This is a genomic window from Vibrio sp. 970 (assembly GCF_033339075.1).
The window spans coordinates 433,893-449,542 of sequence record NZ_JAWOTW010000001.1 but is presented as its reverse complement, the minus strand read 5'-3'; the positions used below and the strand labels follow the sequence as shown (position 1 = coordinate 449,542).

11 protein-coding genes are annotated in these 15,650 nt (G+C 45.2%); 2 read left to right on the top strand and 9 right to left on the bottom strand.

Annotated features, from left to right (window positions below; genetic code table 11):
* The 9 genes from tssB to R7Q11_RS01910 form a co-directional block, all read right to left on the bottom strand.
* On the bottom strand, positions 1 to 507 hold the full coding sequence (gene tssB, locus R7Q11_RS01950) for a type VI secretion system contractile sheath small subunit (RefSeq protein WP_005373381.1): 507 nt from the start codon (positions 505 to 507) through the stop codon (positions 1 to 3).
* A 26-nt stretch (positions 508 to 533) separates the two neighbouring features.
* A complete protein-coding gene (gene tssA, locus R7Q11_RS01945) occupies positions 534 to 2,108 on the bottom strand; it encodes a type VI secretion system protein TssA (protein ID WP_137282738.1) in 1,575 nt (524 codons plus the stop codon).
* Positions 2,095 to 4,095 carry a serine/threonine protein kinase gene (locus tag R7Q11_RS01940; protein ID WP_017633758.1) on the bottom strand — a complete coding sequence of 667 codons (2,001 nt, stop codon included), beginning with the start codon at positions 4,093 to 4,095 and terminating at the stop codon, positions 2,095 to 2,097. Before R7Q11_RS01940 ends, tssA begins: the two co-directional genes overlap by 14 nt.
* 237 nt (positions 4,096 to 4,332) lie before the next feature.
* The gene (locus R7Q11_RS01935; RefSeq protein ID WP_213876945.1) at positions 4,333 to 5,277 is read right to left on the bottom strand and encodes a hypothetical protein; all 945 of its coding nucleotides are present in this window, start codon (positions 5,275 to 5,277) and stop codon (positions 4,333 to 4,335) included.
* A complete protein-coding gene (locus R7Q11_RS01930) occupies positions 5,270 to 6,262 on the bottom strand; it encodes a DUF2169 domain-containing protein (RefSeq protein WP_213876944.1) in 993 nt (330 codons plus the stop codon). The genes R7Q11_RS01935 and R7Q11_RS01930 overlap by 8 nt, the downstream gene beginning before the upstream one ends.
* The gene (locus tag R7Q11_RS01925) at positions 6,243 to 7,568 is read right to left on the bottom strand and encodes a hypothetical protein (RefSeq protein ID WP_225466140.1); all 1,326 of its coding nucleotides are present in this window, start codon (positions 7,566 to 7,568) and stop codon (positions 6,243 to 6,245) included. The genes R7Q11_RS01930 and R7Q11_RS01925 overlap by 20 nt, the downstream gene beginning before the upstream one ends.
* Before the next feature lie 94 nt (positions 7,569 to 7,662).
* A complete protein-coding gene (locus R7Q11_RS01920; RefSeq protein ID WP_025767908.1) occupies positions 7,663 to 8,145 on the bottom strand; it encodes a hypothetical protein in 483 nt (160 codons plus the stop codon).
* 2 nt (positions 8,146 to 8,147) lie between these two features.
* Entirely contained in the window at positions 8,148 to 10,226 is a 2,079-nt protein-coding gene (gene tssI, locus R7Q11_RS01915) for a type VI secretion system tip protein VgrG (RefSeq protein ID WP_042523523.1), read from the bottom strand.
* A 72-nt stretch (positions 10,227 to 10,298) separates the two neighbouring features.
* A complete protein-coding gene (locus tag R7Q11_RS01910) occupies positions 10,299 to 10,817 on the bottom strand; it encodes an Hcp family type VI secretion system effector (RefSeq protein WP_005373415.1) in 519 nt (172 codons plus the stop codon).
* 456 nt (positions 10,818 to 11,273) lie between these two features.
* Here R7Q11_RS01910 and tssH point away from each other — a divergent pair, with 456 nt between their 5' ends.
* Positions 11,274 to 13,952: a type VI secretion system ATPase TssH gene (gene tssH, locus R7Q11_RS01905; RefSeq protein WP_158159506.1), complete on the top strand. Its 2,679-nt coding sequence runs from the start codon at positions 11,274 to 11,276 to the stop codon at positions 13,950 to 13,952.
* The gene (locus tag R7Q11_RS01900) at positions 13,939 to 15,567 is read left to right on the top strand and encodes a sigma-54-dependent Fis family transcriptional regulator (RefSeq protein WP_225466139.1); all 1,629 of its coding nucleotides are present in this window, start codon (positions 13,939 to 13,941) and stop codon (positions 15,565 to 15,567) included. The genes tssH and R7Q11_RS01900 overlap by 14 nt, the downstream gene beginning before the upstream one ends.
* The last annotated feature ends 83 nt before the right edge of the window (positions 15,568 to 15,650 follow it).

The window sequence follows — 15,650 nt, the reverse complement described above, 5'->3', positions numbered from 1 at the left end:
TTACTCTTCTTTCGCGTCTTGGTCGTTGCCAATGCTTAGTTCATCCAACAGTTTCTTTCTCGCTTCTTCATCTTGAAGAACCGATGCGATCTTCTTACGGAACGCAGGAACATTTCCTAGAGGACCTTTAAGTGCAACCAAGGCTTCGCGAAGCTCAAGTAGGCTGTTTAGTTCAGGTACACTTTTCGCGATCGCTTCAGGAGAGAAGTCCTTCATGTTTTGGAAGGTCAGATCAACACCAATCTGGCCGCCTTCTTCATCAGAAAGACGGTTTTCAACGTTGACTTTAACGTTTGGAGACATGCCCTCTAGCACTTCGTTAAAGTTGTCTTTGTCGATGTTAATTGGAGTACGTTCTTCAATTGGTGTCTCATCTGCACGCGCAGTAAAGTCGCCAACTACCATCATGCTTAGCGGCAGCTCTACGTCTTCTTGCGTATCGCCAGTTGCTGGAACATAACGGATATTAATTCGCTCTTTAGGAGCCACCGAGCCGTCACGTGACATAATTCGTTCCTTATCTAACTCTTTAATTAGTCGTAAATTGCTTTCCACTCTTCATACTTCTCAGGTAGAAGATCCTTGCTTCCAAATAACCGATGGAGTGTTTTTCGAATTAGGTCTTCTAACTGTGACGATAAGTGGGGTTCCCAGCTCGCGAGATTAAACGCTTTTTGTACTTCCCACCCCTTCTCAAGATACGGCAAACACAACGGGTATAATCCAACAGACTGGTAAGCTGCTATCAATTGCAAATACAGCATGAACTGCCCACGTCCCGAGCTATCCAGCTCAAGTTTGCGGGCAAGCTCTGCGGCACATTCCCCTAGATTTTCTAGAGTGATATCCTCCATTGGCAGCGAGTCTTCCTGCGAAATCACAACCGTTTGAACAACGGGTTGAGAAGTCGAAGAAGTAGTATCTTGAGTCGATAACCAGCTCAAGGTCGCTTCATCTGCAAATGGTATAGAATTCTTAAATGAGAGGTGCTCTATGCCCTCTAGTGAGTCAACAAAACGCGTCACTTCTTGTTTCACAGCAAGCGCTGCATCATCAAAACCCAAGTTATTAAGCATCGAATACACGAAGTAATGGCCCGTCAGCCAAAACGGCGCATCCGTTAATGTGCGCTCCAAACGCTTAATGGTGTCGATGTCGCTTTCTTGGTCAGCTTTATCTCGGTATTCTGCTTGTTGATCGGACGACACTGCCAAGCTCAAAGGCGTTTGATTATTTTGGTGGTCGGGTAGACCATCAATGTCATCCCAAGTCAGATGACGATAAATCCGGTAAGCCAGCGGATCACTTGGGTTCGCATGAAGCATGACTTCCGCAACCTTCTTCAAGGTGCGCTTAGAAGCCGTCGGCGAAGAGAAGTCCGTATCGACATCGACTTCTTTTGCTACCGCTTTCTTAACTGGCGCAGGTTTAGGGGCCGGCGGAACCGCCTTCACCGGTGCGGTTTGCACTTCACTCTGCGCTGGCGTTTCTGCGGCAGCAGGCTGCGTAGCTGGTGCAGGCGCCGCTTGTTCGACGTTAACGACTGCATCATCGCTCTGCTCATCAGCCGCCGCTTGTTGAGATAAAACATTGAGTTGAGTGCGAATCTCAAAGAAATCCGCTTCTGAGTCTTGATAAACCTCGTCGTATTGACGCTGCACTTCTTCAATAGTCGAAATGCAGTTTGATACCAAATCCCATGACTGAGCGCTTTCCGCTAACTTGCTGCTGACCAGTTTAAACTGATGGTTCAACCATTCGACCGCGCCATCTCGACCCCGCTTTCGGGAAGGATACAATTCAACGCCAAAGCGACTTAACGCCTCACTAAGCAGCTTTAGACCTTGTTCAAAGCCTTGCAGACCAAACTCTTCTGTTAGCGCGCGAACGAGGTAACAAATGGCTTTTAAGTCTTTGCTGTGGTGCTCTAGAACTTCGGTCGCGTGCGTTTTTACCACGCTCCAATCTACTGTTTCGCCAAACAAGGAACCGAATTTCTTCACTTCGGACTCCATCATTTCATAGCAAAACTCGTAACGGGCATCGTTTCCCACTGGAGATTCATCAGAAATAGGATTAAGCAGACGATCGATATCAATGTTGGACAAAATTCACGTCTCCTTCAGTCAAGTAATCTCTCAACGCACGCGCTACCGCAATTGCGCCATTTGCTGGCTTAGATAATCGATGGCTCTGCTCTATCGCATCCGACGCCATGCTATCTAGAATTTTCGTGATTTCTGTAAATTTACTTGGTGCATTCCGTTCTAAATCGGCAAGGGATTCATGTAGCTTTTGTTTGTCGTAAACGGATTGCTCCATCACGGTGCTAAACAAAATAAATTCGCTTCTTGCGACGATTAAATCCTTTATTTTTTTGTCTAGTTCTGGCGTATTACCGAAGTAGGCTTTGGCTAATTCAGCTTCTTCAATTGCTTTGGTGTAAAAGTGCGCCTCTGCATGTTTATCGATGGAGTCATTAATATTTTCCATCACAGCCTTTGGTAAGATTTGGTTGTAGAAATAGGCTTGTGACTGGTTTAATAACCATGCCTCTTTCATTTCATTTTCTGCGAGCTTAGCTTCACCATCTAAAATTAAGCGAGCAATCTGCTTATCTCGACTGCCAGCTATGGCAGATACTTTCATGGAATCGATAGACGCGACATTTAATCCAGACATCACTTTAGTCAACGCCTCATCCGCATATGGAAACAGGGCACCGTCACGAACAAGGGTTTCTCGCAAGGTGACAAGCTCTTTACGTAATTCGACTAATGCCATTGGTAAGCCATCCGCTAACGATTGATACGACGTTAACTGAGCCTGTTTTTCTTCATATAAATTCGAGAGGCTTAACTGCTGAGCTTGATATGCTGTTCGATAAGCTACTGTCATATCAATACTCTGAGTAGCTTGAGACAATTCTTCTTTGATTTTCCATGGAGGCTGAGCCAAAAAAGAAGCCGTTTCAGAGGGCGTAATAACGTGAGTTACAGTAGTGACACCTCGGGAAAAAATGGCATCCAATTGATCTTTATTCTGTTGATACAAATAACTTCCTGCTGTTGCCAGCACACTCAACACTAAGCTCGCCTCTAATATTTTAAAGCGACCATACGCCGTTTTATCATTTGGCTTACAGTGTGTAAGCAGCAAGTCCGCGTTACGCAAGCTACTGAAAATTGGTGCGTTAGAATTTGAGCTAATTGATTGCGTATCGATTCGCGCTAACTGTTGAGCAAAAGAAATAGCGGTATAGCCATGCCCTCTTGGTTTGTTGATGACTTCTTTCAGCAATTTCCAAATATGAGCCGGGATCAAAGCCGGACGCTTTCGATCTTTTAACTGCTTATTCCAAGCATCACCAAATATTGATCCTAAAAATAGGTGTCCAGCGAGCAAAGCGAGAGAGTAAACATCATCTTGCGGTTCCGCGATGCCAGTTTCTATATAAAGAGGGGAAGCGTAGCTCAAGCTTGCTTCTGCGTAAGGTTCTGTCTCTCCAATGTAACGAGCAGCGCCGAAATCAATGAGCTTAACGTAATCGCCTTCACTCACTAATACGTTAGATGGTTTAATATCAAGATGGCAGATACCTCTTGTATGCATAAACTCTAGAGCGCCAGCGAGTTGATACACCAACCAAGCGATGTGGTCGTGGCGGAAGCCTTTAGAAGAATGACGCTCCATTTTTTCTGCCAGTGATTCACCTTGGATCCACTCGTACATCAAATATGGGCGTTCGAATTCGTTGCCGATTTTTACAAAGTTAGCCACGCTAGGGTGTTGAGAAAGCTCCAGCCTGCTCGCTTCGTTAATCAACATTTTGCTCGCAAATTCTGGCGAGTCATCATTGATAACTTTGCAACAGATTTGCTTCTCTGGCTGCCCTTTTTTTGCAAGATGGTAAACCGTTGTCTTACCATTTTTAGAAGGAAGCTTGTCTAATACATCAAACTGTGAAAAAAGCACGTACTCAAGCTTCGGCTTATTTTTTTCTGCTAGCCTTTGCTCATTCAGTTTCTTTTTCTCAATAGCTTTAACAACCAACTGATCGATATATCCTTTGGCTGTACTCTGATTATTAGACACTTAGTACTCTTTCATAGAATAAATATTATTAGAGTTGAATAATATTTTCTTGAACGTACTTGTATCAAGGTTGGTATTTAAAACAAACAGTAAGCCTATTATTTTAGTTATTATTACTAACTTATTAGACCTTTTTACTTACGCTTTCACTGCATGAGTTATACGCTTTTTCGTGTTACAAACTTCAACCTAATAATATGAGTATATTTTCATTGCCATTTGATCGATGAGTGCCCACTAACATTGCAGTAATTGGAGAACTCCTTTGTCACCATGAAAGTCGAACATTAACAACGTAGTTGGTTGCTTAAAGTGGTGCTCTCTGACCGCAAAGGCAATTAAAGCGAGAGAAGAACAACTGCCCATTGTGCCCCACAACTCATTGATAAGCTGCGGTTGTTCTGGGTTCGTGAATCGTTCTGCTTTAGCCCCCAGAGCAAAGCCGTAATCTTCCGAATGCATGCGCAGGTTCGTCATATCGGAATACACTTCACCAAATAAATCGAGCTTTTTACTCGCACGTTGAACAAGTCGAAACATGCCTCTTCGGTCTGAAGTGTTTAATTCCGTATCAATGTAGCCAAGCTGCGCTTGAGGCTTAAGTTTCAATGTTTCTACGGTATTTCTTCGACAAAGAATTAAACCCGCCCCACCCTCACTCGGAATAACGCCCCATGGATTATTGGTACTCATTACCATCGCATCGTCGATGAGTGTTTGCATCGAACTCACCAAGGAATCGACACTGATACACATCATAGCATCATATTTATCCAATGATTTCATGGCCTGGAGAACGAAACTAGGCCCACTGGCATGAACAGCATTCACCACAGAGAGAAATTCAGCATAGTTACTTTCACCAAGCCATTCTTGCACCTTTACTCGTGAAACAGACGCAGGCACCGCTATAAGCAAAGGTATTGGTCTCAATGAACGTGGTAACTGTGCTAACAATGAATCAAGCAAGTGGGTGATTAACTCACACGTTTTCTCAAACTGCTCACTTTCTTTGGTGTATTCGATTTTGGCGTAAGTAAAACGCTCGATACCATCATCCCCTACACATTGGTCGAATCTTCCTAAGTCAGCATACGAAACTGCACTAGCAATATCTAAATTCATACCGGTTGGCGTCATCACTTCCATCCCTAGCACGTAACGGCCTGTTGAATTATGCATGCTCGCTTACCTCTTCCAACTTAGTGATGGATGTCGACACCAACAAATGTTCCTTGCCCTGACAAGGAAACGCAGCGGTGTAACTGATTGATATAGTTTTCTTTTCCGCATCAACGAATAAGGTGTACATCGCCATATCAGCTTGATAACTTTGACCTTTAAACGTCGCGATCGCACAGTATTTTTCTTTAGGAACTCGAAATGAAAGCGTGTCATCATGACAAAAACCACTCATCATCAAACGCTCCCCCCCACGAAGAAAGCCTTTGCACTGTTGATCAATAGGCGCGCTTTGGAAGAACCGCTTATCAAAATCGAGTGGCAACATTGGCTTGCGATTCTCAATCCAATCGTCATCGAACGTGCCGGCCAGCTTCTGGCGCGACTCAAAGAACGGAGGCACTGGCCCGAACCCCGCAACGCGTAGTTTTTTCGCGGCGGCAATCCAGTCCTCTCGGGGATAAAAAATCGAGGGTACTTTCTGTTCAAGCAATTCTTTGTTGGAGTCGGCAACCCCACCACCTATTCGGTTACGTAAATCACCGCCTACCGCGCAAGTGTAATCAATGTCTCTTTCAATAAATGGGACTGGATTGCTCAGCGTGATACTGCCAGCATGCTCAACCCATACACGTTCCCCGTGAATAGCGAGAGTCTTATCAATATGACCATCAATCAGCACACGACACTCTTGGTATGTCACTGGCTTTTTCGCGTAGCTGCGCGCTTTGCCGTAAACAAGTACATCTGTGTTGTCTTTGGTATACGCGAACTCGTGGTCAACTTTCATCGCAGAGAAGCCTTCTTCGCCCAAATATTGGGGATCATCGAAGATTTCACTTTCACCTAATTCGTGCCAAACCGCACCATCGAATTGCCATGTGCGTTTGGCGACCACAACCCACACTTCATCGCCGTTTTCGTCACGTTGAAAACGACCTTTAAGTGATAGCTCAGGGTGCGCCTCAATATCCCATAACTGCATTGCTATTCCTTAAGTTGAATCGTTCGCTCGCAGAAGGTGCGGCCTTTAAATTGTTAAAGTTCCAGTCTTGTTGATGAATCGGCATTGCCATATCCCAAGGCACGTAGGCTCTGGATTGAATACAGATTTGGCGCCATAGCCAGTCGCGGAACAGCACATCAACGTTAGAATCTTGCATCGCAGCTAAAGTAGACTCGAAGCTCAATGCGTAACCCAAGCGGCTTGGTAGATTTTGGATATATTTTTCATCTTCCACCCACTCATTGAGCAGATCGACGATCTCTTCCCATTCATACTCGACACCAACATCTTGCGGAGTCAGAGGAAGAAGCTTTCCGTAGACGACATACAAGGCTTGAAGCCAAATTTCACCCTCAGCTTCAGCTTCCTCCAGGCTTTCCAAGTGCTCGATGATTTGGGGCACCAGTTTCCAATCACCACTCAGCGCAAAATCAACAGGTGCTAATGAAGAAGAGATATCAAACGCCTCAAACTCTTTTAACTCAAGCAACTTGGCGTAAGTGAGCACTTGCGCTGATGGTAATCCATTTGGTTCGATGCCAAAGCACTGACGGAGCCAAGTGCCTCTGTCACGTTTGGTAATCAAACGTTCAAATAGATATTGTTCGCTGCCTGCATTGTCATTGAGCCAATCAATCCCCTCTTTCACGTCTTGTAAAGCGAGCAGTGGCAAAGCAACATGAGAGCTAATGATGCTGGCTTTGTGCCAGCGCTTGATGAGAGAAACACTTAATGTTTGACGTACACGTAAGCATTCAAAGTAAAACGCACTGGATGTCGCATTACCCTCAATAAGCTCCGAAAGCGTGCTATCCATAGATTCAACCGGAGATTGTACGGCAATGACCATTGCGGTTTTAGCGTCAATATCTTCGAGTAAACTCAAGCCGCACAAAAGGTTATCCAACGCTGAGCCCAACTCGCCTTGTAGCATCAGCCAGCTGTAGATTTCTGGCTCCTGGCCTCTTAACTGATGAATCAACCCCGGTGCTAACCGATAAAACGACAAGTACACCTGCTTCAGTTCTTCAATTTGGCCTTCAATCAGCTTGAGATACGCCAACTCACGACTTGGATAACCCCTTTTGTGAATTTGAACTCGCTGCCTGATTAAAAAACCGATACTTTCAGAAGCAATGGACAGCTTTTCATTACAGAAATCCAGCCATGTTACTGGCAATTGGGAAAGGTCGTTCACAGCGCGCTCAGCTTTTGCTAACGCGCCTTCGACTTCTTGATTGGTTATGGGTGCCTTTAGGTGCTCGACACCGATTCTTTGTCGCATCTAGTTATCCGTTATTAGCGTGCCATAACGCGATTGCAATTAGTTAATACAAAGTAATTAGCTAACTCGACGTAAATTAGCTAATGCTAGGTAATTAGTTAATTGCGATCGTTCCGCCTTGAATTTTTTGTGCTTTTTCTGCTTGAGAGGTGACGTACTTCGCTTTAGTGGTAATTCGTCCATCGCGCCCGCTATAGCGAGTTTCTGTCTCACCACTTTTGACTACCAACTCTTGTTCTGTCTCGATAACCATCTTCTTCGCTCGCAATACAAACTCGTCAGAGTCATCCAGAATGGAGAAGAAAATGTCCGTCACAAGAGGCAAGCTTAAGTCGTCGTTCAAAAATTCAACTCGACAACTTAATCGATTATCGATAGCCATTTGCAGCTCAGAACGACGAAAGCCACGTCCTAGTCTCGCAGTGAGTGGCTGCTTAAATGGGTTACCATCAAAATCAACTCGCACACTGCCCGTAGACTCATTGATAGCCACTATTCTTCCAAAACGCGAAAAGCAAGCCGTTGATTCGGCTTGCTGCTCTGATATTACTTCTGTTGTAAGAGGTTGTTTTTCCATTGTTAGTTAACCACTACGTTGCCACCTTTCACGACGACTTTGTCACTGCCTTCGATCGTAATAGCCGAGCCTGATAACTTTATTGAACCATCACTGTTCATCACTAAAGAGGAACCACCCGTTTTCAATACAATCTTGTCGCCACTGATAATTTGCGTTGCACCATCGGCTTTATAAGCGGTGTTCCCTTTCACTGATACCGTTAAGTTGCCACCAATCGTCTGGTTATCATCCGCACCAATATCTGAACTCTTAGACGCACCGATAGTAAGGTTACTGTTTTCGCCAATATCTAAGTCATCATTTTTACCGATCTTAGTCGTACGGTTATCACCAATTTCTAAGTCAGAATTGTTTTTCACATACTGGGCTTCGTTCGCGTTGTATGTGACGGTAACGTCTTGCTCGACTGTCTCGGTAAACGTACTGTTTACTTGTGTCGTTTTATGTCCATGAATGGTTTCTTTATGGTCACCATGAACTTCATTCGTTTGGTGACGTGCAACCTTCAAGAATTCATCTTGACCGATATCACGGTAACGGTTGTTGAGCACCTTGGTCGACATGTCTTTTTGAGCGTGAATATAGACTTCTTCTTGGTTCGCTTCGTCTTCAAAACTCAACTCGTTGTAACCTGTTCCTTTGTGCGTTTGCGTGCGGAACGTGGTACGAGTTTTGTTTTCTGGCAAAGAGTACGGTGGGAAATGCAAACCGTTGTAAACTGCGCCCGTAACTAACGGACGATCTGGATCCCCCTCAAGGAAAGTCACTACGACTTCATGGCCAATACGCGGCAAATAAACTGCGCCCCATGTTGGCGCCGCCATGGATTGGCTTACACGAATCCAACAGCTTGAATGTTCGTTGTTATCACCGTAGCGATCCCAATGGAACTGTACTTTCACTCGACCAAGCTTGTCGGTGTAAATCTCTTCACCTTCTGGTCCTACAACAACCGCCGTTTGAGGGCCATCAACCACTGGTGCTGCTAGTTTAGGCGCTTTAAACACCACATCACGTGGAATACACGAGAACTGGTTGTAGTAAGTGGTTGGCATACCACTCGCTTCATCTTCATGCACTTGCGGATCTTGACCTGTGTGCATTACAGACAACATAAGGTAATCGCGGTTAATCTCAGAACGCGGGTGGTCACTGACGTTAAAGCTGTAACCAGATGCTAAGCGCATTACGTCACTCGTTGCTTCCACTTGTTGATTATCGACTATGTGTTCCGACATCCACTCCGTGGTTCTCACCTGACCCATCAGCGGGTCAACGTATCGTCCAGGATAATCAAACTGCTTGAGATCTTGGTCTAGCTCGCCAGCCTGTGTCATCTCTTGTGGAATTTTAGGGTGTTCGTAGTTGTAATCTGTGTACGTAACCTGTCCTGTTCTAACGCGGTTAACTAACTCGAGATCAGAGATATGTTCGCGATCGGCAACACCGCCACCATCGGCATGATAAACAATCGGCCCAATGTAAGAAGCATTTAGTGGCGAGCTTATCAAAGGTGCAATCGCGTCATTACTGTCGACAATGACCATCGTATGATTTGAATCGCTATGGTCAAAGTAATACCACATACCGTGTTCAGCCATCATACGCTGCACGAAGTGCAAGTCAGACTCACGGTATTGCAGAACGTATTCTTTTGGAGGATAAGTACCCGACACTTCAAATCGGTAATCGGTGACTGCCCCATCATCGAGTACTTCTGTGATGATGTCTTGCGCTGACTTTTGCTGGAAAATACGACAATCTTGGCGCTGAGATAAGAACCAAGCTTGAGGAACCAAGACTAATTGATAACGAGAAAAACGACGCCCAGTCCCTAAGTAACGAACTTCATTCACCACTCCGTTGAACACACGCGCAGCCCCAACACCTTGTCCGTAAAGTGTCAATGTTCCTGCTTTACGTATTAACTCATCGAACGAGATATCTGGATCAAGTGAAAGTAATGAGAGATTGATGTGGAAAGGCTTAGATAACTCTTCATGAACATGAAAGCTCTCAACCCGAAATTCATGCCCACATCCAGGCACTTCAAATTTAAATTCTACGTCATTCACCATATCTTTTACCTGATACAAATAATCGAATTAGGGCCAACAATCGTTGGCCCTGAATCTTTACGCGACGAGCAATTAAGCTTCGCGTGGAGCACGCCAGTCGTCGTTACCCGCAGTACCACAGTTTTCGTGAGTTACTTCGATCGCACGGTAAGTGAACTTAAGCACTTCTTCTGTCACGCGGTCAGCTGTTGCTGCGTCTTGACAGTGGTTCATACGAGTTTGGATATCGACAAGTAGCGCATCAATCAATTTGATTGAGTAGTAGTGCTCTTGTTTACCTTGAACTGAAGTGCGGTAGAAGCGGATCACACACTCAGGAAGTTTTTCGCCAGATACTAGTGCGTTGAATAGTAGTGGAGATGAGCGATCTTGAACTTTAGTTACAACAAGTGGACGGTGTACACGTTGACCAGTTGGCTGACCACTTTGTGGATCACGTGGAACTGTTAGCACGTGATCAAGTTCTTGTACTAGGAACTCATCAACGTGAGCTTCTTGCCATGTGTTACCTACTGAATCTGCAGAGTAAGTATCTTTAGTAATATGGCCTTGAGTCTCACCTTGGATAGACATATATGCTGGAGTTGGCATCGCTATTTCCTTTTCTAAAATCTGTTTTGTTTAAATCACCAAATCGCTTATCACCGCGACTAGTTGGTATAATCAAAGTCCGTGCCAACTTTAAAAATCAAACAAAAACAACAACTTAAGTAATTACAGGCATTGTTCACTAATATATTGAGTACAATTTATTGGATAAAAAACCAAAAAGTTGGATTAAGATAATAATAAATTGTTCTAACTTTAAAAAGTGAAAATAACCATATAAAACCGTGTAAATAAAGTCATTAAAACTAATAAATCCGACACTTTTACTATCAATTAATTTAGAATAACAACGCCATTAAAATAACCACAAACATTAATGTCACAATAATCATTAAAAATAACCAACAAACGATAGTCAAAATATCTTGATAAAAAAAGAACGCAATTACTTTTAGTATAATAGCCGCTACCTCTTTTCCTCTAAAGAATAAAATGGCTATGATAAATATAAACCTTTCTTCATTAATTCAGCGTCTACACCCGATTGCAAAAGTAGCATTAGAAGACGCCGCTGCACTTGCAGTCTCTGAAAAAGCAAACGAAGTTCAAATTGAGCATTATTTACTGAGTCTATTAGAAAGGCCAAATAGTGATTTTGACGTCTTATTGAGTCATTTTGATTGTTCTGAGAACTTATTAAGACAATCGGTTCGATCCACACTCGACACCAACGCTAAAGGAAATGGCAGCAAACCTGTTTTTTCTGCTTTATTAATCGAATGGTTGCAAGAAAGTTGGCTGGTTTCTTCTTTAGATCTATCCGAAACACAAATCCGCTCTGGTGCCCTGCTCCTTACTCTTGTTAGCAACCCTCTCCGTTACGGCCAACATGGTTACGCCTCTATCCTTGAAGCGGTAAACCCTGACAGCCTTAAGCGTAACTTTGCAGAGCTAACAAGCCACTCTATTGAGGCGCAAGTTGCTACTTCAGAAAAAACACAAGCTCGTGAAGATGGTTCAGCACTGAGCAAGTTCACAACCGACTTCACTGGTAAAGCACGCAAAGGCGAAATCGACCCTGTTTTCTGCCGCGACCAAGAAATCCGCCAAATCGTGGACATTCTTGCTCGTCGCCGTAAAAACAACCCTATTGCTGTTGGTGAACCGGGCGTTGGTAAAACCGCAGTAGTAGAAGGCTTGGCACTTAAGATTGTACAAGGTGACGTACCAGACAACCTCAAAGGTGTTGAGCTTTACGGCCTGGACATGGGTCTTCTGCAAGCTGGTGCAAGCGTAAAAGGCGAATTCGAAAAACGCCTAAACGCAGTATTGGATGAAGTGAAAAACTCGCCAACCCCTATCATTCTTTTCATCGATGAAGCACACACCCTTGTTGGCGGTGGTAACCAAGCGGGCGGCAGCGACGCGGCAAACTTGCTAAAACCAGCCCTAGCGCGTGGTGAAGTGAAAACCATCGCTGCGACAACATGGTCGGAATACAAGAAGTACTTCGAGAAAGATCCTGCTCTTGCGCGTCGTTTCCAATTGGTGAAACTCGACGAACCGTCTCCTGAGCAAGCAGCATTGATCATTCGTGGTCTGCGCCCAGCATACGAGAAGTCACATAACGTTTACGTGCGTGACGATGCTATCACTGCTGCGGCAGCACTTTCTGCTCGTTACATCTCTGGTCGTCAACTGCCAGACAAAGCGATCGATGTACTAGATACGGCGTGTGCACGAGTGAACATCAGCCTTAATGCCATTCCTGCTTCTGTTGAGACTCTGCAACAAGAACTTGCAGCTCAACAGCGCGAGCTTGAAGCACTTGAGCGTGATGCTCTGCAGCAAACTGGCGACAAGCACAGCCTTGCTAACATTCCAGACCTAAAACTGGCAATGGAAACAACGAAAGAAGAGCTAGCAGAACAAGAAGCGCAATGGCACAAAGAAAAAGAGCAGATCCAAGAGATGATTGCTCTACGCTCTCGCTTACATGAACTGGTCTTTGGCGAAACAAATGAAGAAGAGCTTGTTGCAGACGAAGATTCAGAACAAGAGCAAGACGTCTCTCCATATGCAGAAATGGATGAAGAAGCCGTTCGCATTGCCATTTCGGCCTGCCAAGAGCAGCTAGATGTAATCCGCAATGGCAACCCACTGGTTCACTTTGAAGTGGGCCCAGATGAAGTTAGCCACGTCATCTCGGACTGGACTGGCATTCCTATGGGTAAGATGCTTCAAGACGAAGCAGAAACCACGCTAAAACTGAAAGAAAGCCTAACACAAAGCATCAAAGGCCAAGAATACGCTATCGATGCACTGTCTGAAGGCATTCAAACTGCGAAAGCAGGCTTAGGCAACCCAGACGCACCAACAGGCGTATTCCTGCTGGTTGGCCCAAGTGGCGTGGGTAAAACCGAAACGGCTCGTGCGATCGCTGATCAAATGTTTGGTGGTGAGCGCTTTATGACGACCATTAACATGTCTGAGTTCCAAGAGAAGCACACGGTATCTCGCCTAATCGGTTCACCTCCAGGTTACGTAGGTTACGGTGAAGGCGGCATGCTGACAGAAGCGGTACGTCAGCGTCCATATTCTGTTGTACTTCTTGATGAAGTAGAAAAAGCCGACCCAGAAGTGTTGAACTTGTTCTACCAAGTTTTCGACAAAGGCACGCTGAACGACGGCGAAGGCCGCACAATCGACTTCAAGAACACGCTGATCATCATGACCAGTAACCTTGCGACGCATGAGATCGAATCTTTGGTTCATCAATCCAAAGACATCGATGCAAACATCATCGCAGAAGCTATTCGCCCTACTTTGAACCAACACTTCAAGCCGGCGCTGTTGGCACGTATGTCAGTACTACCATTTGTTCCGCTGTCTGATGAAGCAATGACAGAAATTATTCACCACAAGCTGAACAAAGTTTCTCAGCGTCTACAGAGCCATCACAAGTTGTCTCTGAGCTACGAAGAAAGCTTGGTTGAGTTCGTACTAGGTAACTGTCGCCTTGCTGAAACGGGCGCGCGTAACATCGACGCGGTCATCAACCGTCAGTTGCTGCCGCAACTATCGACTCAGCTATTAGTGCATGACAAGGATGATTCACATACGCAAATCGAAGTGTCTGTCGATGAGCAAGGAACACTAACCTATGCGTTCAGCTAACCATAGCGAACTTAGTAACGCCCTACTTGCGATCAGTCAGTCTTTGGCTGATCGCAGCCAGCTTACCCAAACCTTGGATGCCGTGTTGACCGCTGCGAGACAAATGACCCTCGCAAAGCACGGCATCATTTACGTTTTGGACCAGACTGGGCAGGCGTTGATTCCAAGTACCGCTCACCATAACGATAAAACTATCGTTTCCCACCCTTGGGAAGCATTACAGTTAGACTCAGCCAGTGAGAACGATCCATTCAACTTTGCCATTCGTAATGGTGAAGTGGTGTTGATTAACGAGTTGTATAAGTACAACGGCTATGACTGCGAAAGCATCTATCAAACTGAGCAGACACTGGGATTAAAAAGCGAGAACTTATTGGCTTGGCCTTTGATTGATAGCGAAAGCAAAACCATTGGACTGTTAGTCTTACTCGATTTGAACGTCATCGATAACGAGGCAGCCTTGACTGAGTTTTGTCGAATGGCAGCGAGTAACATTCGTCAAGCCGTTTGGTTAGAGCAATATGGGCAAGTGATTAAAAATCTCAATGCCGACAATCAAGCCCTAGTGCGCGAGAACACTCAGCTCAAAAAACGTACTCAGAAAGCCTATCAAGGTCCTATTGCAGAGAGCGAAGAAATGCTCAATGTCTTGAATCGTCTTGATAAGGTGCTATCTCTTCCTGTCGACGTTCTGTTGCGTGGTGAAACGGGCGCAGGTAAAGAGGTGATCGCGAAATACATTCACGAAAACTCTAACCGTTCAGAACAGCCTTTGATCGTACAAAACTGTGCGGCAATTCCCGAACAGTTGTTAGAGTCTGAACTGTTTGGGCATAAGAAAGGTTCATTCACGGGCGCGGACAAAGACAAAGTCGGTTTGTTTGAAGCAGCCAACGGCGGCACGCTTTTCCTAGATGAAATTGGCGATATGCCAATGCTACTACAAGCGAAGTTACTGCGTGTACTGCAAGAGCGTAAAGTTCGCCCTATCGGTACCAGCAAAGAGATTGAGGTGGACGTTCGCGTTATCGCGGCAACACACTGTAACCTTATGCAGCAAATCAAAGATGGCGGATTCCGTGCCGACTTGTTCTATCGCTTGAATGTCTTCCCGATTACGCTGCCTCCCTTGAGAGCACGCAAGTCGGACATTCTCCCTCTCGCAGAACACTTCGTGCAACACACCACCAACACGCTAGGTTTACCGCAAGCACCAGGGTTAAGTGCCAACGTCCGTAAACAGCTTCTTGCGTACCCATACCCAGGTAACGTGCGTGAGCTTAAAAACATCATCGAACGCTCAGTGCTACTGTCCGATTTTGAAACCATCACTCACATTGAGTTTGGTGAACAAATCCCAGAAGATACGCCAAGTGTTGAAGTAACAGCGGCGTCACCTGCCCCAGAACAACCTGCCTACGAGCCAGCACAAGCGGATTTAGAAGACGCTTCAATGGGCCTTAAGGACGTTGTCAGCCAATACGAGCGCACAGTGATCATCGATTGCTTAAATGCCTGCAATTGGCACACCAAGAAAGCAGCTGAGCAATTGGCACTTCCAATGAGCACACTCAACCATAAAATGAAGAAATACGATATTTCTGCAGCTGGTTAAGCGAGAAGCGAGAAGCGAGAAGCGAGAAGCGAGAAGCGAGAAGCGAGAAGCGAGAAGCGAGAAGCGAGAAGCGAGAAAATCTT